The organism is Pantoea sp. X-Soil-TKNS-1211, from assembly GCF_059730495.1.
In genome coordinates this window covers 1,654,059-1,675,666 of sequence record NZ_AP035953.1, presented here as the reverse complement: position 1 = coordinate 1,675,666, position 21,608 = coordinate 1,654,059, and the positions used below count along the sequence as shown (strand labels likewise).

Here is a 21,608-nt window from a genome sequence, read left to right as displayed (position 1 = left end):
AATATGCGCAAGACATTGATTACGCTGGCACTGCTTGCCGGCAGCCCGGTGGTTATCGCCGCGCAGGATGCCGGTCAGTCCGGCACATCCGATACGATGATGAACAAAGACACCCGCACCTTGCTGGCAAAGGTGGTCAATCAGGCGTTGAATTACAGCCCAGAGATTCAGGTCGCCGGGGCAGATAAAGAAGCAGCCAATTACGATATCGATCAAGTTAAAGGTGCACGCTGGCCACAGATTCAGCTGGGTAGCACGGCACCGATGGCTTCGTTTGGCAGCGGCAACGAGTCAAACAATAAGGGATTGAAAGACAGTAGCTTTTCCGTCAACGTCACCACCACGATATTTGACTGGGGAAAAAATCGTGAAAATATTGGCAGCGCGACGCAACAGTCCCATGCCGCGGCGCATCAATATGAATTCGAAAAGCAGCAGATTGCCTTCAACACGCTGGGACAGCTGATCGAGTTGAGCCGTTATCAGCAGAATCAGAAGATTACGCAAGGCTACGTAAAGCGTATGCATGAACTGGTCAATATGCTGAGCGAAATAACGCAAATGGATGCCGGGAGATACAGCGAACTGGTACAGGCACGGGCGAAACTGCTTTCTGCCGAGACCTCCCTGGAGCGAATTAACGATCAGCGACGACAATCGGAAATCACGTTACAACGTCTGACCGGTGAGCAAATCTCACTGCCCGAAAAGCTTGACTGGACAATGCAGCCTATTTCTACCTCGCTGGTAATGAGCAGGGTGAGCAAGCATCCTTCCTTGCTGAAAGCCAAGGCGGAAGCGCAATCTGCTCAGCATATGACCGCCGCCACCAAGGCAAGCGGCCTGCCACAGCTCAACTGGGTGGTCTCTAAAAGTACGGCTAAAGACGGTAATGGTAAAGCCGGGCAGTGGTATACCGGCCTGAATGTCCAGTGGAATGCCTTCACCGGTGGTTCAGAAAAAGCCGCTACTCAGGCCTCTGCGGCACGGGCTTCAGCCAAAAAATCGCAATACGCCCAAACACGAATGGATATGGAGTATCAGGTTCATAATCTGACGCAGAGCCGGGATGCCGCCGCAGTACAAAGTCGCGAATACCTGAAATTGAGTAAAGAGACCGATCAGGTCAGCAAAATTTACTACGAGCAATGGCTGCGCCTGGGAAAAAGAACCCTGTTGGATGTGCTGACTGCAGAAAACGATCGCTACAACAACCAGATTGCGGCGGTGAATGCTCAGCATGACGTTTACAGCAATAACGTTAAGTTGGTTGCTACCGCCAGCATGATCTTTGACTGGTTTGATCTGCGTCCGCAGGCATAAACAGCGAGGTATAGCTTTCCTGCCGAGGGGGAGATCCGTTCCCCCTCATCACCATTTCACGGGCATCAGGAACGCGCTATCTTCCAGAAAACTCGGTGATTATACGTAGCGAACATAATAGAAAAAATCCCTGCTAAACAAAGAGTAAAACAAGAAATCGACTACACTTACCTTGATCATCCTGACGACTTTACGATGGTTGTCGCTTTGCTTACCCAAGTGTCATGATGAGAGGGGAATTTCCAGTAGTTCATGTCCCTGATACTAAGGGTTTAATAATGATTCAATCAGCCAGTGATATTCAAAAACGCAGCGATGAAAAACGCGGCATTAAACCCAAAACCTATAAACTTCCTTTAGCTACCATCGCACGCATTGAATTGCTCGCCAGTCAGGGAGGCATCTCCCAGGGCGCGATTATAACGGCTGCTATTGATATTTATGAGCGGTCGCTCAATCAATAACTACGAACCTGGCAGGTTTTTAGCGCTGCGTGTTCAATCGCGCCGCTATAACTTATTAAAAATCCAGTTATTACGTTAACATTCTACGGATTTTTCGCCTCCCGGGCTCAGACTACGCCATCATGGCATCTCTTTGACTAGCTTCTCACCCGCTTCTGTCAGTCTGACCTCGTAATAACGCGTGATATCAGTAGGCATAAAAGCAAATTCAACCAGTCCTTCGCGCAGAAGCGGTGCCACGCTGCGACAATTCACCTGTTTTAGTTTGCACGTTTTGTTGTCTCGTCTGACTTCCAGCCCTATCGCTTTATCGCCACGCAATAAGTATTTCTCTCCTTTCAGCATGCGACGTAAAGCTATGCTTTTCTCCTGTGAAATAATCATTAAGTTCTCCCGGCAAAAGTTGCTAACGGTAGTCACTCATGTTTTCCCAACGTCTTCCCGTGTCGGTGACGGACCACGGTTCCATTGTGATTTGTAAAGAGATTGTTGCGACACATTTAACAATATAGCGGGATATATCTCCATAAATAAGCCGAAAAATCATTAGGCATACTCCTGGATCTGCGAGTGACAAGCGAGCAGGAAAGTGTTCGGAGATTCAGGAGGCAATAAGCTTGAGAAAGGAATATTTCTGGAAATTCAATGGGTAGGGTACAGCAGCGCATAATATTAAAATGCGTCCTGATGGACGCTTTACTCTTTTGGTATGCTGCCACTTGAGAACCCAAATGCAAAAAAACCGCCCTTGGGCGGTCACGACATCACTGCTTATTGCTTTGATTTTATTCGGTTTGAATCGGTATTCAATATGGTGCCCGGGGCGGGACTTGAACCCGCACGACCTTACGATCGAGGGATTTTAAATCAGGCTTTCTTTTCTTATTTTTCATTCTCTTATCCTGATTTTTCATAAAATTGCGCATTATTACTACTCAATGAAATCAATCGGTTGCGTCACAAACCTTACCTTTATTATGAAGCGTTGGTCTTTGTTCCAAGGCCTACCCATACCCACCATACCCACTAAATTACTTGCACTTGGTGGGTATGGTGGGTATACTTCTTTCCAGTTGTTGGCATAGGAGGTGTTATTGAGTAGTAGAGACTTTATGAAGCTCCTGAAGGAGCGAGGGTGGATTTTAGACCGTATTAAAGGTAGTCATCATGTTTTTGTGAAGGATGGTAAAGACTATCACATTTCGGTTCCCCACCCTGAGAAAGACTTAGCGACTGGCACGCTAAATAAGTTGTTGAAGTTGATAGACTAATAATAAAGGAAGGGCTGGTTACCCTTCCTTGCATAACAAAATGTCATCAATTTCCAAGATGTATGTTTAATACTCACTGAGTGATTGGATGAAAGAGGTCGAAAATGAAATTTGCAGTCTATTTACACAAGGCTGATTCAGGCGGGTATTCTGGCTTCGTCCCAGATATCATTGGCTGCATCTTTGCCGGTGATACGATAGACAATGCTATCGTTGATGCTACTGAAGCAATTGATGCCCATCTTGAGTCTTTAGCCGATAGAGGAAAAGCGCTTCCCGAAGCGAAAGATATATCAGCTCATCTTGATGATGAAGATTGCCAGAACGGCATCTGGGCTTATGTTGATATAGACGTAAGCAAATATGATGGCAAGGCTGTAAAGTTAAATATCACATTGCCGCAAAATCTTCTTGTACGCATTGACACCTTTGTTGAAACACACAAAGAATTTAATTCAAGAAGCGGTTTTTTGGCTGATTTAGCTCGACGCGAGTTAGCTAAAGCATAATAAATAACACAACCTTGTCATCAACTATTTAAGCCCGCTGCCAGCGGGCTTTTTTTACGGAATTAATATTGCTCACTATCATGGGGTGTCAGGGGTCGGAGGTTCAAATCCTCTCGTGCCGACCAAAATTCCCAAAGAAAGCAGCCTCTTACGGCTGCTTTTTTATTGTCTGAATTTTGCAATGGTAAAACGATGGCAAAATGGTGGTAAAACCATCCAGATTTCGTGGCTCAAATCGTTGGTCCGTCATTGTCTCGTGCACGGGTTATCACCCAAGTAACTACGCCGATCACCGTAACCTCATCTAGCGGCTCACCCTCTATTGTGTCGCCGTCTTCACAGATGATCGCGTGTTTCTCCAGTCGGCCAATCTGGTGCTTATCCCAAGCTTCAAAATAGATTGTGTCACCCAGCACCGGCTTAACTGATTTATCCACGACCATATAGCCATCCGGGGTATCAAGGATGCATGTCATCTCACCACTGGCAGATCCGAAAATCTGGTGGTGTATGCCGGAGACAGCATCTCGCGTTTCATATCCCACGCTTTCTGAATGCCCTGACCTGCGAACCATAGTTTCCCCTTCCCGCTCTGATTGAGGCCGTCAACAACACGCATCAGCGCTTCGCTGTTTGCCTGTGGCTGGAATTCGTCAAAAAGATTGAGCTGCGCAACGCCCTGGCTGAAAAAGTCGCCCAGCATCACGCCTGCTTTCATGTAACGGTGTCCGGGTATCCAGATGCGTTCCAGTGCCTCCATCGCCACCCGGATGATGTCCCGTGTATCGTTGGAGGGCGTCAGCAATTTCCCCATCGCCTGGTTGCCGTAGAACACCTCGTTTTCTGCATGCGGGCTGGTGCGAAGGAATACAGCTATCTGGCGGCAATACTGCTTTTCGCCTCTCAGCTTCTCGGCTGCTCTCTCCGCATAAGCACAGATGGCCTGTCGCATGTCGCTGTATTCCGTAATACGGGAACCAAACGAGCGTGAGCACACAATTTGCTGCTTTGTCGGCGCGAACTCTTCCATCTCAAGACACGGCTCGCCACGTAATTCACGCACCGTGCGTTCCAGCACCACATTGAAATGCTTCCTGATAATCCAGGTGCTTTGTTCTGACAGGTCTTTCGCTGTCATGACGCCCATTGCATTGAGTTTTTTACTGATGCGGCGGCCAACGCCCCACACGTCCTCGACCGGCACCAGTGCCATCAGCTTCCGCTGGCGATCGACATTCGACAGGTCAAGCACACCACCGGTTTTAGTCCACTTTTTGGCGGCATGATTTGCCAGCTTTGCCAGCGTTTTAGTCTGTGCAATGCCAACGCCAACAGTAAGATGGGTATCACGTTTGATACGCGCGCGTACCTGCCGCCCGAATTCATCCAGTGAATGATGCCTCTCCATCCCCGATAGATTCATGAAAGCCTCATCGATGGAGTAGATTTCCACCGCAGGAGCCATTTCCTCAAGGGTGGACATTACCCGGTTAGACATGTCGGCATACAACGAGTAATTCGAACTGAACACCTGCACTTTGTGGCGGCGTAGCTCATTCTTAATCTTGAAATATGGGTCGCCCATTCGAATACCCAAAATTTTAGATGCTGCCGATCTCGCTATTACGCAACCATCATTGTTTGAAAGCACAACCACGGGCTTACCGCGCAAATCAGGTCTGAACACTGTTTCGCAGCTCGCATAGAACGAGTTCACATCCACCAGCGCGAACATTAAATGCCCCCGTTCGGGTTAAACACCTGGAACAGGCGTTCTTCCCCTTCAGCTGTTGAGATATCGCGGAATGTCGTTGTGTGGGCTTCGATCCACCTGTTGGCAGCACGCAGCGTGTAATGCCAGTTAAGCCGGTCGAGTTCACGTACAAAATCGAGTGTACTTATGGTGAAACGACCTGCGGCATCTCGCTTTATCGCCTGCCGGAAGGCAATCATGATTTCGTAGTCGCGTGGCATAGAGATTACCCAAGAAAATTACTGTATATAAATACAGTACAATCGATTGATATGATCGATCAAGTCGGGTGTAGGAGGTTTCTGAGAAGGGATTGTGCTGAAAGGGAATTTTCTTTGGAGACCTATACAGACGCATTCAGCACAAAAGTTCTTTTTGGTGCCATAACCACCTCTTAACTTTTATTACTATTTGCTACCCATTAAGGATTTTCAACCATCACATCATTGATCCTGAACAGCATTGGTCGCTTTTAGAACAGTAAAAATCCCTTCTGTCTTCTCATGAAAAAAAGGGAACTTTATGCCTATTCCAGCTTACTTATGGTTAAAAGATGATGGCGGTGCTGACATCAAAGGGTCTGTGGATGTTCAAGATCGCGAAGGCAGCATAGAGATCATTGGCTTTAGCCACGGTTTAAACATCCCCGTTGACAGTGCGAACGGGAAAATTACAGGTAAGCGTTCACATTCACCAATGATGCTTGAGAAGGAGTTTGATTCATCTAGCCCCTATCTCTATCAGGCTGTGGCAAAAGGCCAGACACTTAAATCAGCTGAAATCCGTTGGTACCGCATCAATGATGCTGGTCAGGAAGTTGCTTATTTTATTATGACTCTGGAGGGAGTTAAGGTGACGGGCGTAAATCCGGGCATGCCTAACGCTAAGTTGCCTGGCAATTCTCAGTTCAACCACATGGAGTCAGTTGCCCTGATGTATGACAAAATCACGTGGCGCTATGTCGATGGCAACATTCAATACACCGACGACTGGAACGTCAGAACTTAGGATGCAATCTAATGGCACTGCATGGAAAGTTAATTTTAAATGGTGCGGATTATGCCCCCTTTAATCTTTATGGCGTGGGCGTGTTCATGGCGTTCTCTGGTAACGGGGTTTACCGAAATAAAGGTGGATGCGGGGCCATCCCCAATGATGGACCCTTGCCTCCTGGTAAATATTGGATTGTAGAACGCGGCTCAGGCGGTATTGGTTCGTGGATTAAAGCAAAGTCTCAGGATCTGTTTAATAAACTATACTACGGTGCAGAGTTTGGCCGTGATGAATGGTTTGCATTGTATAAAGATGATTGGGCCATTGATGATAGTACCTGGATTAATGGTGTTCGTAGGGGATTATTCAGGCTTCATCCCGGCCATCTTTCTGAAGGTTGTATCACAATCGCTCATAACTCAGATTATGCACAGATCAGAAATGCATTGCTGAGAACACCATCGATGCAGGTTCCTTGCATGAAATCTCTGATGGCTCGTGGTTGGGTGGAGGTCGTAGCTAATGGCGATCGCAAAACTTGCCCGTAGGGTGTCGAAAATTATATTTTTCTTCCTCATATCACTTATTGTAGCCCGAAGCATTGGGAATCCTGAAGTATGGCTCAACGTTGATTTAGCCGTCCGGATAGGTCATTTCTTTTACCGCAATGATGATATAGGTGATGAGATTTTATATGATATTTATTTTTACATTTCTCTAATTACCGTATTCTCAATGACCACTGTGATTTATTTTTTTTCAATGTATATAATTAGAGAGTTGAAATCCATATTCAATTAACCCCTTACATTCATTAATTTCTTGCAAATAAAAGCCGGTCACAGACCGGCTTTTAGCATTGTTAGTGTGGTTATCCAGAACAAAGTGCAGAAAAGCACCATTAAAATCCATGCTGACCGTCGTGACATTTCCTGCTCCCTGCCTTTCATTTCCCCGATGCAAAGAAAATATGCCTTAAAATCCACAACTTCAAAGTGGTTATGCAGATCAATTCTTGATTATTGATCGTTCATAACGATCAATTAAGTAGCAGCAGTTGCAGTGCTGTGAAGTTCTGAAAGATAAGTATCAAGCGAGGATTCTGCTTCGTCTGCCGTAACACTACCTGTCCCGCAGGGAATACTGAGCCGGAACAGACGACTAATAAGCACACTGTTTACCATCATGGTAAAGCTGCATACTGCCTGACCGTTAGCGGTCTCAACTACTCCGGAGAACGTGAAAGCGACATCGTAATAACCGGCATCATCTGCCGTTCCGATATCACCATAATCAGCATCGTCAAATAGCATCAGTTTTGCTGTGACTGTCATAAGTTCCTCATGAAGGTTTCCAGGATGCTTCAGGATCAGAAACGGGATACCAGTATTCACCGTCTGAATACAGCGGCTGCATAGTTGGTGTCATTGTGGTATCGGTACAGAGCACCATGCCGTAAACGTGGGTCACTGCTGAAGGCAAATCCACATAGGCATAACGCGGCATACGCACCGAGCCTGTGTGCTCATAAATGGGAAGATAGCGAAGCTCTCCGTTGACATAGGCTGTGAGATAATGTGCCCCCGCCACACCCTGAAGGCTGGTTGAGTACAGTAGTAAATCGCCGCTGTCCATGTCCATTCCAAAGCCGTTACCGTCATACCTGCCTTTATTCACCGTCCAGCGGCACGGAGCTGTGACCAGGTTCTCCACGGTGTCGATATCGGTGATCTGTGTATTGGACTCAAGAAAATAAAACGGTGTGCTGGTTTTGGCACGGGGTAACGCATTGGTTTCCATAAAGACACCAACATAGCGAGCGTACTGTGCCACCTTCACATAGAGATAAATGAACTGCCAGTTATGAACGATACGGACATCGTTAATCGGACAGTTTGCCTCACCGTGCCAGTGCGCTTCCACCGCAGAGGTGGTTTCTGCATTAGGCTGCTTCATCTCCAGGAAGACCCTCGCCTCCCCGGAGCCAAAGTTCGTGGCCCCCGGCGCTGTAATACTTCGCGTTGCACTGTCCCAGCCTGATGCACCGGTAAACCGGACAATAGCCGTGCGACCCAGCGCCGGAATATTCATCCTGCCAACATAAAACCAGGTTTCAGCGCTGTTGCCATTCTCAAGAATGGTGGTCGGGTAATGAAAGCCTGCCCCCAAACCGGCGCTGAAAACCGACCCAGTAGCATTGAGGTTAAATGCACCCTGGTCATAACCATTGACGACCCAGCTCGGAATATCATTACCGTCATCCATATCGGACGTATAGCCGGACAGGGTATTGTCTTTGGTCGCCCCCTGCTCATATCGGCAGTTAATTTCCTGAAGTTTGGCGTATTGTGTTTTTGCCGGATAGGTTGATGCCTCAACAATAACGGTATCCAGCAGCCAACCACCCTGTGACAAGTCGAAGGTGTATTCATTACTGGAGAACCACACATTACGCATGATGCTCTGCGTAGCGCGTATGGCGCTGATAACATCTGTGCTGGTGCAGGACGTAAAGTTTGAATTGGACAGCTCGATAGCAGTAGCGTGATCCCAGCCACCTGCTACGGTGTTAGACCACCTGGTTTTTAGAAAACCACCAGCCAGCCGGTAGCCATATATCTGATCGAACTTCGTATCAATGGTGTCCATCACGTCAAACACCGGTCCGCCGTTATCATCACAGCGAAACGCTTTCACACGGTAATACTGTCCGGCAGGACAGACGTTTTTGAAAAAGGGCGTTACCGTCCCTGCCCCTTCCGTCTTCAGCCCGCTGATATCCGTGCGGCGGGCATTGACCTGGAAAACAGGCGTGGAAGATGCAGCATCGAGAAAATACACCTGCACGATGGGCGATACGCCGTACTCGACATCAGGCCCTTTCAACCGGAACACCGATTGCTCTGCGCTGGCGGATTCGTCAAATGAAGAGGAGAGCGCGATTTTACCTGCCGGAATGCGTATCCCGACCGTATTGGCCGTACTGAGATTGCGGGTGCCGTTATACATGCGTTTAACCGCAGGCATATCGTCAGTAACGCCATCCATCACCGCGCCATAATGCTGAACGTTCAACATTTCTGGTGTGATATCACGCTTCCAGCGCGCTCCGCCTGCTGTCACAATATAATAGCCGCCGTCATCAACAGTGGCCGTGTCCTGGTCCTGATAGACAAATGTGCCGCCCCCCCGACCACTGCCCTTTGCATATTCGCGCACGTAAATCTGCTGTCGCTGAATAGCTGGCTCGGTCGCTCTCAGCGTCTCAATGTCCGGGCACTGACCAATAAACCGAAAACGTTCATCATCCCCGGCAGCGACCGTTCCGGCTTCCTGACCCACATCGAGAACGGCGGCGCTTCCCAGCCCCAGATTATCCCTTGCTATCGCCACATCAGGGATATCGGCCAGATTTTTACTCTGCCGAAGAAAAACCCCCTCGCCGTCCGCGATAATAAGCGACACAGCGTCAGCGTCGGAAACCACCAGCCGGAAGGTCAGACTGACAGCCACCCCCTCGACAGGCTTTTCAATCGCCGCGCAGCTGGCGATCGCATAGAGTTCGCCCTGTGCCGTCAGCAATCCGACCTCACGGATAGTGAAACCACCCACGCCGGAGGGCATCGCAAGCGATGCCATAATCTGATTATCCTGATCAGGAGAGACAGCCAGGGAGGTGATTTGCCCGCGATAGCACTCATTAACGAGTTCCGTCCGAGTGGCATCAGGTATCTGTTCATTACCACCGCCATCCCCCACAACAAATTGCGTGAGGGAAACCCCGGACCCGGTGGCGATGGCTGCGGCCTCCAGTACCTTCCCCTGGTCTGTCAGTATTGCGTAATATTTTTCTGCCATTTTTACCCTGCTGCTATATCAATATCGACATACATCGTGACAGCACCACCTATGCATACCTCGCCCGGAACGCCAGCTTCAGCGGTAACTTCCAGGCCTGTCAGGTAGCTGCGGAGATTTTTTGCACGGTTGATCTGCTGTCGGATGCGACTGTAGTTTTCCTGAGATATCGCACCGTCTATACCAAAGCGGATGCGGAATGTGTAAGGGTCCTGCTGCGGCGATTCCTGCCACCATTCAATGATTTCAGCTGTATAGCCGACCGAACTCAGCGCACGCTTTACCGCACCCGGTGTACCCCTGTGCTGGTGAACATAAGCCGCATCACGAATAACCTGTCGTTTCTGTTGTTCAGTCCAGTCCGCCTCCCAGTAATCAACCGCGTATTCCCATGCCAGCCAGGGCAGAAGACTGACCGGACAGGTATCAGGATTTTTTACTGTGCGTGGCATATCTGTATCCAGCGCAAGGATTGGCTCTGCTGTTGCCTGCTCCAGAGCACGTTCAGACAGGAGTGAGTTAGGGGGAAGAATGGAGCGAAACGCCGTCATGATGCTGCCCTTGTTACATTGATGGCCGTGCACCACGGCGCGGCCCCTGTAACAGCTTCAATATCCGCCACCGGACTGCTCAGGCGAACGCGGGTGACGCCAGACTGTTGCAACACGGCATATATGGCGGAAATCGGCACAATCGTGTTGATGCGGTGAGCAAGACTGACATAGCTGGTGCAGGCGCTGATGGCATTGTCCAGAATGGTGTTTGCATCGGGTCCGTCCGGTATCTCCAGCGTTGCCGTGATTTCATATTCCGGTACTACAGCACTTTGAACCGTCACATAGTCAGTCAACGGGCGGATTTCATCAGCACTGAGCGCATCTGCAACCGTCTGAAGCAGTGCCTCGGAAGGCACACCATTGCCATCACGGGACAGAACATACACATCAACACACCCCGGCCTGCCATGCGTATCAGGCCCGTAGGCTTCAGCATCCAGAATCGTAGAGTCGGCTGATTTTGCATAATACCTGTAAGCATTACGGGCACCTGCCGTGTTCAGCTGCGCCCACGAAAGCTGTATGCGTTCACGGAAGGCATCATCATCTTCGTAAACAGCCTCCACGGGAGGGATAGCATCTTCGTCAGCCGGGGTTATAACCAGACGTGCGACGTTGAATGCCGCCCCGAGTTGATCAAGGTCGTCCCCTGTGGCGCTTGCCAGCAAAACCGCACGCACCGCATCGTTTACCCGTTGGAAAGCAAGTGTCAGCTGATAAGCACTGGCCTCACCCTGTTTGTATGCCGGGTCCGATTCCACCAGCGCATCGAATTCACTGTCCAGTTCCCTGAGTTTCGTCAGCCAGCTTGAAAAGATTTCTTCTGAAGTAGGAGAGTAAATGGCATCAGGTGCGGCAATCTCTGAAAGGTTTATTACATCGTAACTGGATGACATAAATCAGATTTTCACTCCATCAATCGTTACAATGCTGCCGTCTTCGGTGCTTTCGCCTTCAACAGTCAACACAAATACGCCCTCCCCGTCGCGGGTTACGCTGACAGTATTTACCGTGATTCGCGGTTCCCACTTAGCCAGCGCGGATGCGGTCGCGGCGATGATTTTCAACCTGGTAAGCTCATCCTGTGGCTGGTCTGTCAGATCAGGCAAATCACTGCCGTATTCCCGCAGCATGACCCTTGATCCCACTGGCGTGGTCAGAATATCCGTTACGGACTGGCGCAGATGTGCAAGCCCCGACAGGCTTGCGCCCGTCTTTCTGTTGGTTCCGTTCATGAAGTGACCTGTCAGTTAAAAATAAGCGGGGCCGGTCTTCTTTTTCTTGGTCGAGCTTTGAATATCAACAGCCAGTGACCAGGAAAATGACATGCCTTTCGACGTTAACGAAAATGTGAGAGATTCCACCTGCCAGCTTCGGTCTTCAACTTCACCAAAACCGGACGTCTGTACACGGCACTCTGCCGTCAACGCCAGATGCTCTGGCAGACAGGGGCCGGATAACGTCATGCGCTTGCCATTCCGCTTCGCATCGGTTTTACGTGACTGAGCCTGGTGTTCAGCAACAGTCTTGCTGTGCTGGGTGTAAGGGTTGGTGATAGCGGGGCCTTCATGCTCCAGACTGACAGACTTGGTTTTTCCGTCAGCTTCATCATAATAATCAACGCTGATTTTTTTCGCTTTGCCGTCGCCTGATGTGGTGCCCCGGTTGCCGTCGTTGTACGTCCACTGAGTGACCTCGTCAGGCATTACTGTGACCATCGCGGTGGACTTTCCTGAAACGGTCTGCGCGGCACCTTTTTCAAGAAATAGCCAGTACCCTCCAGCCGGTTTGCTGACCGCGTTGTACATGCGGGCCAGCCGACTCAGCAGATTGGCATCAGATTCGGCGGTCTGGTCAATGTGGGCGATTTCGATATCGGCAAGTTTTTCCGCGACCTTCGCTTTCAGACCATGTTCTGAAGCGACAGTGCTGATTAAATCCCCCAGCGTCAGCGCATCCCAGCTGCGGGTTTTATGGCTCTGCACATCGCCAATCTGCTTTTGGGCATTAAGCGGGGCCGCAGTTGCGTAGATTTGTACTTTCCGGGGTGGACCGCTACTGCTTACGCCGCAGACTACATACCAGCCTTTATCCTGTAGGCTGCCACCAAATCCCAGTCCCACCTTCAGCCGTGCACCCTTGGAAGGCAACTTCATTGCCGGACTGCTGACGGTCATCTCCAGCACATCAGATTTCTGCGTGGCACCGCCATAATCGGTCAGTTTAATCTCTTCAAGACAGGTTTTCAGCGTGGAGGTTATGTCTATGTCTTCCACGGAAAGGCTGAAGGAAGGCGCATATCGGTTCATGGCAGTCATATCAGTCCCATAGTGATGTGGTAGAAGTTTTAACGGTCACCGTTATTTCCGGCAAAGTGATAACTACCCCCGCCTGGTAAACGGGGCCAAGCGCTGCCAGTCCACGGTTTGCATCAAGTACCGTAAGTACGTTTTCAGCAAGATTGTCGGAACCGTACCAGTCCTCACAGATGGCATCCAGCACATCGCCATCACGGGTTTGATAAGTCGTCGCCATAATGTCTGATCGTCATACTCCAGCTTTTATTACGGAAACCGCCACCCGGCAAAAATCGGGTCGCGCTGTCATTAAAGGTCGTGATGACCCACCAGCCCAGCACATCGCCGTAACCGCTCACCAGTTGCAGAGGCGTCGCCTGGTCGGCCAGGTCGTAAAGATCATCAACAGAATCCACGCCATTACGAAAAAATGCGTGGGATTCACCGTCGAATTTCACCGTTCTTCCCGGCTTTCCGGTGTACTGAAGCAGGCCCTGTCTGCCAATCCTTTCCATTTCCGGCCAGTTCCAGCTGGCCTCGCGAGCAAGCTGAGAATATGCTGCGGTATCGACGGAAAAAGCGAATGATCCGAGCATCATCATCACGCGGGGCGAGGTGGTGTTTTTTGTTTTTTTGTCTGCCTGCTCTGCCGTAGCCTCGTAAGCTGTTGTGATATCTCCGAGCATTACCAGTTATACCCCCCGTCATAAAGTGCATTGTTGTCATCAAACATGCCGGTATTTTTAATGCGGTCAGTGATTTCACCGGCAATCGCTTTGCCACTCTCCGCATCATCAACGTGAATATCGAACTGAAAGGTGTTCCGGCTGTTATTGCTGTAGAGCGGCTGCTGTGCGTCGCCTGCCCCGGACATTTGACGTAACAGACTGTCAAACCCAAACGAACTGTCGCCGGGGTCCTGTGAGAGCACATCCTGATATTTCTTTTTCTCATCATCCCAGCTGAATGGCGCAGATGATGAGGGTGCTGACTCCCCGGTAAGCTGATCAACCTGCCGGAAAAAACCCTCATTGTCGTCAGAGAGAAACCCGCGTGTGGAGGTGTACGCTTTCACCACGTCTTTCTGAAGGTCAGGGTTAGCCTTTAGTTGCTGGGTAAACCAGTCTGTCAGGCCAACGCTTTCCGCTGCTTTCTGTGCAATGGGGACAGAACCGGTCATGGCAAGCGCCCGCATGACGCTGTGTTTATCCTCTTTTTCATCAGGCAACAGCCAGGAAAGTTTTCTCGCAAGCGCATAGACCACCTTGCCGACATAAACCAGCCCCTCACCGAATGCCAGCGCGCTGGGGTAGAGATCATTTTTCAGGAACTGCGTCACCTTTGAAATTCCGCCATCCCGGAACCATTTAGCCAGGTCATCGGTCAGTGAACGTACCTGCGGCGAAAGCTCGTTCCCCAGCTGGCCGGAGATTTCTGCCACGGCGGAGGAAAGCACCAGTTGAAGGTTACTCATTGCCCGGTTACCTTCTATTGCGCCTGCTGCGCCTTCTTCGGTGACAAGGTTATAACGCCGCTGTTCGTCCATGTTTTCTTTGAGGGTTTTTCCTGACTGCTTCAGGAGCATCAGCCATTTACTGGCCTCACCGCCGAAAAGGGAATCCAGCGCGAATGAGGATTTAGAGTCATCTTTCAGCGTCAGGGCACGTTCAATGATTTTGTTAAACTGCTCCATATCACTCAGTCCGGCAAAGTCACCTGCCTTAAACCCCAGCGTTTCAAAAGCATCCTGGAGTCCACCCTGCTTACCGTTTTGTTTATATTCCCCCGCTTTGTGCAGATATTCCTCAAAGAGATCACCGACGTTCTCTCCGTTCATACCAAACTGTTTTGCCAGCGAATCCCAGGCATTAAAGGTTTCACTGCTGACCCCGTAACTCCGCGCTATCCCTGCCTGCTCCGCCGTATGCGCATTGACGGAGGCAGGTGAAAGGAGTGCACCCATCGCTGTTCCGACAATGCCGCCGCCACCGATAAGCAGACCGCCGCCCATCATGTTGCCCAGTTGACCGGCGATGCCCATGCTCCGGCGAAGTATCCCCTTACCCATCCCACCGAATTGTTTTAACCGGTTCGCTTTTTCAAGAGACTGGTTTAGTTTGTCCTGCTCCGCGTTGGTTTTCTGGATAGCGGTGGAAACTTTTTTGTAATCCTTCGTCAGCTCGCTGACGTTTTTTCCGGCGAGTTTCGCCTGTCTGATTTTCTCCGCCAGTTTTTCCTGGTCCTTTGACAGCTTTTGCGAAGTTTTCCCCACCGTGCTCAAACTGGCTTTCAGAGCATCCGCCGACTTCGTCCAGCTGACGTCCAGTTTCCCGCCGATGTTAATGGTTGCTTTAAGGTTTTGGCTTATTCCGCCCACACTTTATATCCTCCACTTCGAAGGTCACCAAATCACGGAACGTTGTGAGCGGCATGTCCAGGTAATCAGCAAAAGTAAAACTGAGCCGCCGCCCGAGCAGCCTGACTAACTGGAGGATTTCGGATTCTGTCGTTTCTCTGGCGGCAGCATAAAAACATTAAAAGCGTCCTCAAGCTGGATATAATCTGCCCCGGTAAACTGATAGAGGTCCGTTACCTCAATACTGCACAGGGAGGCGATCATGCGTGCTTCTTTCTCCTCTTCCGTACCGCGATCCTTTGAAAAGGCAATGCGGTCACGCACCAGCGGTTCCCGCATGGTGACGCTCTCCAGTTTTGCACCGCCCTCAAGCTGGACTGGCGTATAAAGCGTAATAATTCTGTTTTCACCCGGATACATAGGCTGTCCTCATTAGAGGCGGCTGTGCAGCCGCCTGGATTAAACACGTACTTTGGTGGCAAGAGATGAGAGCTGGTCGACGCCGTTGATGCTGCGCATAAAGCGTTCTGTATCGATTTCCACCAGCGTGGTCCCGTCCAGCGATTTTTTGTAATAACTGACCGCAATTTCGACGGTGACGGCATTCTCAGACAGGTTCTGATTACCCCGCGCATCCGGCGTCACCGTCATCACAAACCCCTCTATCACCTCAGTTGTACCCTGCGCAGTGCCGTTACTCAGATACCCCTGGTACGCGGTGAAGCGCGGCTTAGTGCCACTGATAAACCCAAAACTGGACAACATCGTCGTGTCCAGCCCGTAGAATTTAATCTGGCAGGTCAGCGCCTCCATGCCATCATCAACCGGCGTCGGTGCATCCTGCGCCCCGGTGCGCATATCGGTTTTGGTTACGGCGAGCACTGGTGGCGTAAACTCATGCGCCCCCTGAATACGGACGCCATCTTTAAAAAACGTCCATGCTCTTAAAACTGATTTCGCACTCATGCAGTCAGCTCCTCAATCGCATAATTGTTGTTGACCTTCACGCGGAGAGAGATGCGCTCGGTGGGGGATTTCGGTCCGAAGTCGTAATCGATGTAAAGCACGCCCGCTGCCATCGTGTCAGCGGTATTCAGCTCATCATCAAGAGTCGCTGTACCGCCAAAGATGGCCCCCAGGCTGACCAGAGAACGCATGTATGAGTTAATGGTCTCCAGGATGTCGTCAGCGTCATTTCTGTCCAGCGGACGATCGACATAATCCATCATGGCGTCCTGAATACTGTCTTCAATTACGTCAGCAGACCGGCGTACCGATTCAAACCGCCACTGCGTATCCGTGGTACACAGTCTGTTGCCCCAGTGCCGGAAGCCGGAGCGGCGGATGATGGTGGTGACATTTTGCATATTCAGCTGATTAGCATCACAGTTGACTTCGCCCAGGATAAACTCATCAATCTGTTCAAGACCGACAATGCTGTTGATAGTCTGGTTCGATTTACTCCACCACCAGCCATTTTCATAATCGATGCGCGCCCGCAGACCGGCAGCAAACGCGGAGTAGGGACGGTAAACCAGCTCTCCGGCTGAATTGGTCACCTGCACGCGTGGACGCAGAAGTTCGGTGCGGCTTCCGTAGGTCTGACGGCGCTCGACCACCTGTTGAAGTGTCGCCATTGAGGCACAGTCCACATAGGCAATGGCACGCAGCTTACCGGCCATCGTCTCCAGCGCTTTACCAATCGAATCATCTTCACTGAAGCCAGGCGCGATCAGAATGCGCGGCTGATAAGCAGTGACGGATTTACTCTTTGACAACGCGCTGATGCCCTTCAGAATGGCCGCACGCTGGGTCGTTTCACTGTCACTTTCTTCGACCCTGACGATGACCGCCAGGGCATTACGCTGGTCATTGATTTCTTCCAGTGCCGTTGACAGCGAGCCATCCGAACCCAGAGAGCTGATCTGACTTGTTCCCACAATGGCAACCGGCGTGTAAAGCGGGAAAGGCTCATCCGCGCCGCCACTCAGTTGAATGCTGAAGGCACTCACCACGCCCGACCCGGTCCCTGATACGGTTATGCCCGCACCCTCCAGCGCCTGAACGGCAGCAACAACCTCTGCGGCGGTAGCCGAGACCACACCCGATTCATCACACCCCAGCACAATCAGCAGCAGATTATCTGACCATGCCGCCGAAGTGACGACCGCGACCGGTTCATCCACGTCAGGGGTGGCACTTTCCGCCGTGACGGTGAACTGATTCCCGTCTGCACCGGGGCTGCTGGCCGTGAAGGTCAGCAGGTTATCCAGAATTGATGTGCCCGCCGTGCCTGTGGCTACGCTGCCGGTGCTGGCTGATGGTGCGGTGCCCACCAGCCCGATCACCGCCGTTTCAATAGTGGTCACCGTCGTCGCGCCGGACGTTAATTCAATAGTTTCTACGCCGTGTAATTCGGACATACAGATAAACCTCGTATATAAAAAAACCCGCCGTAGCGGGTGATAAGAGAGGAAGACAGGATCAGGACATTTTTTCGTTCGGGGGTTTCGTTACTGAATCCGTTTCAACATGCGCATGCCCGTTGTAGATAATGCGGATTTTGCTCATGCTGCCCCAGCTGTCGGAAATGTCAGCGGTGCTGGTGATAGAGTCATGAACATCCAGCGTCCCGGTAATGGTGACCGGCCCGTCCAGCGTGCCGATGCCCTTGAGGGTATATGTTCCCTCTTCCGCCAGGGTGATGGTGAGCGCATGGGCTTCCCGGTCATAGCGGATTTCGGTGCCGTCGCTGAAACGGGTCACATGCATATTTTCATCGGTATCAGGGACGAGCATCGCACCGGTGTTGCAGCCAGGGTAAACACGACCGTTATTCAGGTCGCCGCCTTCAGAAAGTACCGTAACGGGATCGCCTACGGATGCCGGATTTGAATCACTGCGGTTAGAACCTGCAAACCCCTGACAGACCGGAAGCCAGCCCGTCACGATATCCCCAATTTCGACACGGCATTTCGGGATGTCGCCCGGCTGGACTTCGCTGATGACGCCCCGGCGAATGATATTCGCAAGCCGCCTCTGCAAATCACCGATGACATCATCCATCGCCCTCACCTCCCAGAATGAGTCGGTAATCGGCAATATGTTGACTGCCAATGTTTGGCGCTACGCCAAGCCAAACCTGCCTGAGAGGTGCTCCGTGATTTTCACAAGGGTCAACGCCAAACGCCGCGCTCTGGGTAAAGCTGATCCGCCACACAAGGTAATCATCCATTCGCGGGTCGAATTCATCCCGTGTTGCAGAAATAAACGTAGCCGGTTCTACGCTGGAAAGGCCGAATTGCTGTCCGTTTATCCACTGTGTCAGGTCAGCTGCCGCCGAGCGCAGGAAAACAGCAGGTTTCTCACTGCCTGTTCCGGCAGCATCCACCACCACATACAGATCGCCGTTAAGCGTGACCTCCAGCTGACCGCTCGCACCGCCGTTATCAGTCCAGTCAGTCAGGTCAAAATAAACGGCAGGGGTGACCAGCCCGGAATAACGCGGCACATCCCGCTCGGGGTAGGTATCCGCATCTTTTACCCAGGATATCGCCTTCAGGGCTGCGATCACCGCTTCGTGATAGCGTCCCATCAGTAAAGGTTCTGACATGCTTTACCCTCATACGTTGATTTTTGCCTTAATCCGACCGCGCAGATCGGTTTCAAAGTGGTGCATGAATATTTCCATCACCTCGGCGAACGCATTATCCTCAATGTAATCCAGCATAACCCCGTAGACATCTACCTCCGCTTCCCTGGTACGACGCGTGGCAGGGTCACGGATAACGATAGTGCGTCGCCCTTCTCGCTTTGAGCGGGCAACTTCGCCGTTCTCAAACGTCCGGTTATTCAGTACTTCACCTTTAGGATCAAACTCAGCATTCTGCTGCTGGCGGCGGCGGGCCTTGATAAAGCGCCCCGTCTCTGGGTCATGCAAATTGTGATGAGGCCGTATCCGCCCTTTCACCCTCCCTTTCAGGTCTTTTACCTTAATGGCATTAAGGCCGAACCACAGTTTTGCCGTATCAAGGTCAGCAGTGCGTGAAATGCGGAAGGACAGAATGCGTTTGCGCATCATCTGAATGCTGCGCGGAGCCAGCCCGCTCTTTAAATCAGCCATAGAACGCTTTCTCAGGGTCGCCCCTGTGCGTTGTAGGGCGCGCGTATAGGCGTTCCGGAACTGCTTATGGTTAGCCCCGAGGGATTCCGCTATCCGCCACATGGCACTGATGTCGATATCCACCGGCAGATTACGGCTTAGCCGCTTTTCTCGTGACATAATTAACTCCAGGTGTTGATATCAGGTGCCGTTTTACCCGGTTCGCCGTGCGCCAGTTTTATCGTCACGCTGTCGCCGTCGGGCCGACCAATCTCCGAGACATAAAACGCGACACCCCCGATATACACGGCATCGCGCTTTTTCAGTCCGTCAACGTCAGCTAAAGCGCAGAAAATCTCGGGGCTGGAGTTCATCACCTGACCGTCAGCAATGCGCTGAACTATCCCCTCGTCATCAAATACCACGCGGACAGTTCGCCCCGTGCTGCCAATGACAATTTCAGCCTGACGCCCGAAGGTATCCCTGATGATGCCATCGGCCTCACTCATTGCCTGATCAAACAGGTTATCGAACTCACTCATGCCTGCTCCTTAGCCCCGGCTGACCAGCTTCGCTTTCGCCAGGACACTGGCACGGGCTGGTGTCACCCGCACGCGCGTACCCTTCACGGCAATTTTCACCGCATCGTCTGTCAGCTCAGCCAACGCGTTGAGGTGTGTGGTACGCAGCAGCGTTACCGTCTCGTAGGCCACATCAGGTACGACCTGACTGGATGTATCCCCACCAGCTTCAGCGCCCGTGACCGTTTCAGTGTCAGAACCTGTTTCACTACCGGTCTCTGTTCCGGTCCCGGTCTGAGACCCGGTTTCAGTGTCAGCACCGTCGCTGCCGTTCCCGTCTGATGACAGTTCAGCGGCTTCAACTTCCCATTCATTCACGCGCTGCTGGATTTCTGCTGCATTGCCGGTGACATCCACATTGCGTCCAAGAATGACGGCCAGCTCGCCCAGACGGACGATATTTTGCTCTTTGGTAGCCATGAAAATTCCTTAAAAAAAAGACCCTTTCGGGTCAGGATTGGCCGGGAATTTAACCCAACGTGAAGACGACAAACTCGTCAGGATCAGCCAGCAACATCAGCGGCGCAGATTGTGTCATGGTGAATTCACGGGCCGGATCACCTTTCTGAACCCAGTTTTTCGGGAAGCGGGTGCCTTTTACAATGCCTTCCGCGATGATTTCAATGTCCTGGTTACCACCGTAGGTGCGCAGGCCGCGTGCCTGCAAGTTGCCAAGGATGACCGTGTTATCCGGCATATAATTTTTCTTAACGCCATCAACAATGTGCTGGCCCGCATACACCACGATAGCCACGTCGCCATACATGCCCTTGTACGACACGGCCAGCCCCAGATCCTTAACAGCGGTTTCCAGCACTGAGTTGGACCCCCGGCGGGTGTCGAGTTTCGCCTGCACGGTTTTAAAGGAACGGAATACTGACCAGGCTTTTGCATCCATAAGCGCGATATTAATAACGCCGCTGGCCGCCAGTGCGTAGGCTTCCAGATCGTCAGCCGGTTCGTAGGTGTCTTTATCCTGCGTCAACCAGCCATCACCGGGGGCCTGAATAATGTTGTTTTCTGGGCTGCGCTGCATGTCCACTTCGACCGCTTCAAAGGCTTCACCCTCCATGATGTACTTGCCGTAAAGCACCGCCTCCACTGCTTGGTGCTCCTCAACCTGTTTGATAGCAAGCTCCTCATCCTGGAGGTTCTGCATTACCAGTTTTCCGTGTCGATAAACCGGGTCATTGAGGTTAGCCGGATCTTCATCGGGGAGCATGCGCACCAGCATGCCCGGATTAACCTCATGTTTCGGTTTGGTATAACCGGGTTTGAACTGCGTCACCTCGCCACCGCGCGTGCGGATGACCTTGCCTGCCACCATGGGCGATACATAAAGTGCCATATCGACGTTACCGGGGATTTTCGCCAGGTCCACGGTTTCGGTGTCAAAGGTGTAGGTCTCACGAAAAAACAGACGCAGGATCAACGGGTCAAATTTGAATTTCTGCTGCGTCACCGCCACCAGCTGACGGGTTGAGAAAATACTCATGGAAAATCCTCAGAAAAAAGGCCGGATTTCCGGCCTGTTTGAAAGTGTA

General features: G+C 51.3%; 28 protein-coding genes. 6 read left to right on the top strand and 22 right to left on the bottom strand.

Annotated elements, in window-relative coordinates:
• The first annotated feature begins 3 nt into the window (after positions 1–3).
• Positions 4–1,323 (top strand): TolC family protein, encoded by a 1,320-nt coding sequence (locus AC6I8W_RS08045; protein WP_497837699.1) that lies wholly within the window; start codon positions 4–6, stop codon positions 1,321–1,323.
• Positions 1,324–1,601: 278 nt separating this feature from the next.
• Entirely contained in the window at positions 1,602–1,787 is a 186-nt protein-coding gene (locus AC6I8W_RS08040; RefSeq protein ID WP_497837698.1) for a ribbon-helix-helix protein, CopG family, read from the top strand.
• Positions 1,788–1,907: 120 nt separating this feature from the next.
• Here AC6I8W_RS08040 and AC6I8W_RS08035 read toward each other — a convergent pair whose 3' ends face one another.
• A complete protein-coding gene (locus AC6I8W_RS08035; protein ID WP_497837697.1) occupies positions 1,908–2,171 on the bottom strand; it encodes a hypothetical protein in 264 nt (87 codons plus the stop codon).
• Positions 2,172–2,899: 728 nt separating this feature from the next.
• Between AC6I8W_RS08035 and AC6I8W_RS08030 the strand changes: the two genes are divergently transcribed.
• Positions 2,900–3,058, top strand: a complete 159-nt coding sequence (locus AC6I8W_RS08030; RefSeq protein ID WP_223300464.1) for a type II toxin-antitoxin system HicA family toxin — start codon at positions 2,900–2,902, stop codon at positions 3,056–3,058.
• A gap of 104 nt (positions 3,059–3,162) precedes the next feature.
• Entirely contained in the window at positions 3,163–3,567 is a 405-nt protein-coding gene (locus tag AC6I8W_RS08025) for a type II toxin-antitoxin system HicB family antitoxin (RefSeq protein WP_497837696.1), read from the top strand.
• Positions 3,568–3,797: 230 nt separating this feature from the next.
• Here AC6I8W_RS08025 and AC6I8W_RS08020 read toward each other — a convergent pair whose 3' ends face one another.
• From AC6I8W_RS08020 to AC6I8W_RS08010, 3 genes are read right to left on the bottom strand one after another with little or no spacing between them, the layout of a single operon-like run.
• The gene (locus AC6I8W_RS08020; RefSeq protein ID WP_497837695.1) at positions 3,798–4,010 is read right to left on the bottom strand and encodes a hypothetical protein; all 213 of its coding nucleotides are present in this window, start codon (positions 4,008–4,010) and stop codon (positions 3,798–3,800) included.
• Positions 4,011–4,039: 29 nt separating this feature from the next.
• The gene (gene umuC, locus AC6I8W_RS08015) at positions 4,040–5,302 is read right to left on the bottom strand and encodes a translesion error-prone DNA polymerase V subunit UmuC (protein WP_497837694.1); all 1,263 of its coding nucleotides are present in this window, start codon (positions 5,300–5,302) and stop codon (positions 4,040–4,042) included.
• Positions 5,302–5,541, bottom strand: coding sequence for a DNA polymerase V (locus AC6I8W_RS08010; RefSeq protein WP_497835086.1), 240 nt, complete (start codon positions 5,539–5,541; stop codon positions 5,302–5,304). The genes umuC and AC6I8W_RS08010 overlap by 1 nt, the downstream gene beginning before the upstream one ends.
• Before the next feature lie 301 nt (positions 5,542–5,842).
• Between AC6I8W_RS08010 and AC6I8W_RS08005 the strand changes: the two genes are divergently transcribed.
• Both AC6I8W_RS08005 and AC6I8W_RS08000 read left to right on the top strand, forming a co-directional pair.
• Positions 5,843–6,328 carry an Hcp family type VI secretion system effector gene (locus tag AC6I8W_RS08005; protein ID WP_497835087.1) on the top strand — a complete coding sequence of 162 codons (486 nt, stop codon included), beginning with the start codon at positions 5,843–5,845 and terminating at the stop codon, positions 6,326–6,328.
• 11 nt (positions 6,329–6,339) lie between these two features.
• Positions 6,340–6,861 (top strand): DUF2778 domain-containing protein, encoded by a 522-nt coding sequence (locus AC6I8W_RS08000; RefSeq protein ID WP_497837693.1) that lies wholly within the window; start codon positions 6,340–6,342, stop codon positions 6,859–6,861.
• 495 nt (positions 6,862–7,356) lie between these two features.
• On the opposite strand, the gene AC6I8W_RS07995 is transcribed toward AC6I8W_RS08000, so the two are convergent.
• From AC6I8W_RS07995 to AC6I8W_RS07910, 18 genes are all read right to left on the bottom strand, one after another.
• Entirely contained in the window at positions 7,357–7,647 is a 291-nt protein-coding gene (locus AC6I8W_RS07995; protein WP_497837692.1) for a hypothetical protein, read from the bottom strand.
• Between the two features lie 7 nt (positions 7,648–7,654).
• Positions 7,655–10,171, bottom strand: a complete 2,517-nt coding sequence (locus tag AC6I8W_RS07990; protein WP_497837691.1) for a phage tail-collar fiber domain-containing protein — start codon at positions 10,169–10,171, stop codon at positions 7,655–7,657.
• Between the two features lie 2 nt (positions 10,172–10,173).
• Entirely contained in the window at positions 10,174–10,722 is a 549-nt protein-coding gene (locus AC6I8W_RS07985) for a phage tail protein I (RefSeq protein ID WP_497837690.1), read from the bottom strand.
• Positions 10,719–11,624 carry a baseplate assembly protein gene (locus AC6I8W_RS07980; protein ID WP_497837689.1) on the bottom strand — a complete coding sequence of 302 codons (906 nt, stop codon included), beginning with the start codon at positions 11,622–11,624 and terminating at the stop codon, positions 10,719–10,721. Before AC6I8W_RS07980 ends, AC6I8W_RS07985 begins: the two co-directional genes overlap by 4 nt.
• A gap of 3 nt (positions 11,625–11,627) precedes the next feature.
• The gene (locus AC6I8W_RS07975; RefSeq protein ID WP_497837688.1) at positions 11,628–11,963 is read right to left on the bottom strand and encodes a GPW/gp25 family protein; all 336 of its coding nucleotides are present in this window, start codon (positions 11,961–11,963) and stop codon (positions 11,628–11,630) included.
• 15 nt (positions 11,964–11,978) lie between these two features.
• Positions 11,979–13,046 carry a contractile injection system protein, VgrG/Pvc8 family gene (locus tag AC6I8W_RS07970; RefSeq protein WP_497837687.1) on the bottom strand — a complete coding sequence of 356 codons (1,068 nt, stop codon included), beginning with the start codon at positions 13,044–13,046 and terminating at the stop codon, positions 11,979–11,981.
• 1 nt (position 13,047) lies between these two features.
• A complete protein-coding gene (locus tag AC6I8W_RS07965; protein WP_497837686.1) occupies positions 13,048–13,263 on the bottom strand; it encodes a tail protein X in 216 nt (71 codons plus the stop codon).
• Entirely contained in the window at positions 13,238–13,711 is a 474-nt protein-coding gene (locus tag AC6I8W_RS07960; RefSeq protein ID WP_497837685.1) for a phage tail protein, read from the bottom strand. The genes AC6I8W_RS07965 and AC6I8W_RS07960 overlap by 26 nt, the downstream gene beginning before the upstream one ends.
• Positions 13,711–15,402 (bottom strand): phage tail tape measure protein, encoded by a 1,692-nt coding sequence (locus AC6I8W_RS07955; protein ID WP_497837684.1) that lies wholly within the window; start codon positions 15,400–15,402, stop codon positions 13,711–13,713. The genes AC6I8W_RS07960 and AC6I8W_RS07955 overlap by 1 nt, the downstream gene beginning before the upstream one ends.
• A gap of 105 nt (positions 15,403–15,507) precedes the next feature.
• Positions 15,508–15,801: a phage tail assembly protein gene (locus tag AC6I8W_RS07950; protein WP_497837683.1), complete on the bottom strand. Its 294-nt coding sequence runs from the start codon at positions 15,799–15,801 to the stop codon at positions 15,508–15,510.
• A 39-nt stretch (positions 15,802–15,840) separates the two neighbouring features.
• On the bottom strand, positions 15,841–16,347 hold the full coding sequence (locus AC6I8W_RS07945) for a phage major tail tube protein (protein WP_497837682.1): 507 nt from the start codon (positions 16,345–16,347) through the stop codon (positions 15,841–15,843).
• Entirely contained in the window at positions 16,344–17,804 is a 1,461-nt protein-coding gene (locus AC6I8W_RS07940; RefSeq protein ID WP_497837681.1) for a phage tail sheath family protein, read from the bottom strand. Before AC6I8W_RS07940 ends, AC6I8W_RS07945 begins: the two co-directional genes overlap by 4 nt.
• Before the next feature lie 61 nt (positions 17,805–17,865).
• Entirely contained in the window at positions 17,866–18,447 is a 582-nt protein-coding gene (locus tag AC6I8W_RS07935; RefSeq protein ID WP_497837680.1) for a phage baseplate assembly protein V, read from the bottom strand.
• Complete coding sequence (locus AC6I8W_RS07930) at positions 18,440–18,994, bottom strand: hypothetical protein (protein ID WP_497837679.1); 555 nt, start codon at positions 18,992–18,994, stop codon at positions 18,440–18,442. The genes AC6I8W_RS07935 and AC6I8W_RS07930 overlap by 8 nt, the downstream gene beginning before the upstream one ends.
• Before the next feature lie 9 nt (positions 18,995–19,003).
• Positions 19,004–19,663 (bottom strand): hypothetical protein, encoded by a 660-nt coding sequence (locus AC6I8W_RS07925; protein ID WP_497837678.1) that lies wholly within the window; start codon positions 19,661–19,663, stop codon positions 19,004–19,006.
• 2 nt (positions 19,664–19,665) lie between these two features.
• Positions 19,666–20,025 (bottom strand): head-tail joining protein, encoded by a 360-nt coding sequence (locus AC6I8W_RS07920; protein ID WP_497837677.1) that lies wholly within the window; start codon positions 20,023–20,025, stop codon positions 19,666–19,668.
• A 9-nt stretch (positions 20,026–20,034) separates the two neighbouring features.
• Complete coding sequence (gene gpFI / locus AC6I8W_RS07915) at positions 20,035–20,484, bottom strand: DNA-packaging protein FI (RefSeq protein WP_497837676.1); 450 nt, start codon at positions 20,482–20,484, stop codon at positions 20,035–20,037.
• A 49-nt stretch (positions 20,485–20,533) separates the two neighbouring features.
• Positions 20,534–21,559 carry a major capsid protein gene (locus AC6I8W_RS07910; RefSeq protein ID WP_497837675.1) on the bottom strand — a complete coding sequence of 342 codons (1,026 nt, stop codon included), beginning with the start codon at positions 21,557–21,559 and terminating at the stop codon, positions 20,534–20,536.
• Positions 21,560–21,608: the final 49 nt, after the last annotated feature.

Coding starts and splice junctions, on each gene's coding strand:
- AC6I8W_RS08045 (WP_497837699.1), top strand. CDS start 4: ATGCGCAAGACATTGATTACGCTGGCACTGCTTGCCGGCAGCCCGGTG.
- AC6I8W_RS08040 (WP_497837698.1), top strand. CDS start 1,602: ATGATTCAATCAGCCAGTGATATTCAAAAACGCAGCGATGAAAAACGC.
- AC6I8W_RS08035 (WP_497837697.1), bottom strand. CDS start 2,171: ATGATTATTTCACAGGAGAAAAGCATAGCTTTACGTCGCATGCTGAAA.
- AC6I8W_RS08030 (WP_223300464.1), top strand. CDS start 2,900: ATGAAGCTCCTGAAGGAGCGAGGGTGGATTTTAGACCGTATTAAAGGT.
- AC6I8W_RS08025 (WP_497837696.1), top strand. CDS start 3,163: ATGAAATTTGCAGTCTATTTACACAAGGCTGATTCAGGCGGGTATTCT.
- AC6I8W_RS08020 (WP_497837695.1), bottom strand. CDS start 4,010: ATGGTCGTGGATAAATCAGTTAAGCCGGTGCTGGGTGACACAATCTAT.
- umuC (WP_497837694.1), bottom strand. CDS start 5,302: ATGTTCGCGCTGGTGGATGTGAACTCGTTCTATGCGAGCTGCGAAACA.
- AC6I8W_RS08010 (WP_497835086.1), bottom strand. CDS start 5,541: ATGCCACGCGACTACGAAATCATGATTGCCTTCCGGCAGGCGATAAAG.
- AC6I8W_RS08005 (WP_497835087.1), top strand. CDS start 5,843: ATGCCTATTCCAGCTTACTTATGGTTAAAAGATGATGGCGGTGCTGAC.
- AC6I8W_RS08000 (WP_497837693.1), top strand. CDS start 6,340: ATGGCACTGCATGGAAAGTTAATTTTAAATGGTGCGGATTATGCCCCC.
- AC6I8W_RS07995 (WP_497837692.1), bottom strand. CDS start 7,647: ATGACAGTCACAGCAAAACTGATGCTATTTGACGATGCTGATTATGGT.
- AC6I8W_RS07990 (WP_497837691.1), bottom strand. CDS start 10,171: ATGGCAGAAAAATATTACGCAATACTGACAGACCAGGGGAAGGTACTG.
- AC6I8W_RS07985 (WP_497837690.1), bottom strand. CDS start 10,722: ATGACGGCGTTTCGCTCCATTCTTCCCCCTAACTCACTCCTGTCTGAA.
- AC6I8W_RS07980 (WP_497837689.1), bottom strand. CDS start 11,624: ATGTCATCCAGTTACGATGTAATAAACCTTTCAGAGATTGCCGCACCT.
- AC6I8W_RS07975 (WP_497837688.1), bottom strand. CDS start 11,963: ATGAACGGAACCAACAGAAAGACGGGCGCAAGCCTGTCGGGGCTTGCA.
- AC6I8W_RS07970 (WP_497837687.1), bottom strand. CDS start 13,046: ATGACTGCCATGAACCGATATGCGCCTTCCTTCAGCCTTTCCGTGGAA.
- AC6I8W_RS07965 (WP_497837686.1), bottom strand. CDS start 13,263: ATGGCGACGACTTATCAAACCCGTGATGGCGATGTGCTGGATGCCATC.
- AC6I8W_RS07960 (WP_497837685.1), bottom strand. CDS start 13,711: ATGCTCGGAGATATCACAACAGCTTACGAGGCTACGGCAGAGCAGGCA.
- AC6I8W_RS07950 (WP_497837683.1), bottom strand. CDS start 15,801: ATGTATCCGGGTGAAAACAGAATTATTACGCTTTATACGCCAGTCCAG.
- AC6I8W_RS07945 (WP_497837682.1), bottom strand. CDS start 16,347: ATGAGTGCGAAATCAGTTTTAAGAGCATGGACGTTTTTTAAAGATGGC.
- AC6I8W_RS07940 (WP_497837681.1), bottom strand. CDS start 17,804: ATGTCCGAATTACACGGCGTAGAAACTATTGAATTAACGTCCGGCGCG.
- AC6I8W_RS07935 (WP_497837680.1), bottom strand. CDS start 18,447: ATGGATGATGTCATCGGTGATTTGCAGAGGCGGCTTGCGAATATCATT.
- AC6I8W_RS07930 (WP_497837679.1), bottom strand. CDS start 18,994: ATGTCAGAACCTTTACTGATGGGACGCTATCACGAAGCGGTGATCGCA.
- AC6I8W_RS07925 (WP_497837678.1), bottom strand. CDS start 19,663: ATGTCACGAGAAAAGCGGCTAAGCCGTAATCTGCCGGTGGATATCGAC.
- AC6I8W_RS07920 (WP_497837677.1), bottom strand. CDS start 20,025: ATGAGTGAGTTCGATAACCTGTTTGATCAGGCAATGAGTGAGGCCGAT.
- gpFI (WP_497837676.1), bottom strand. CDS start 20,484: ATGGCTACCAAAGAGCAAAATATCGTCCGTCTGGGCGAGCTGGCCGTC.
- AC6I8W_RS07910 (WP_497837675.1), bottom strand. CDS start 21,559: ATGAGTATTTTCTCAACCCGTCAGCTGGTGGCGGTGACGCAGCAGAAA.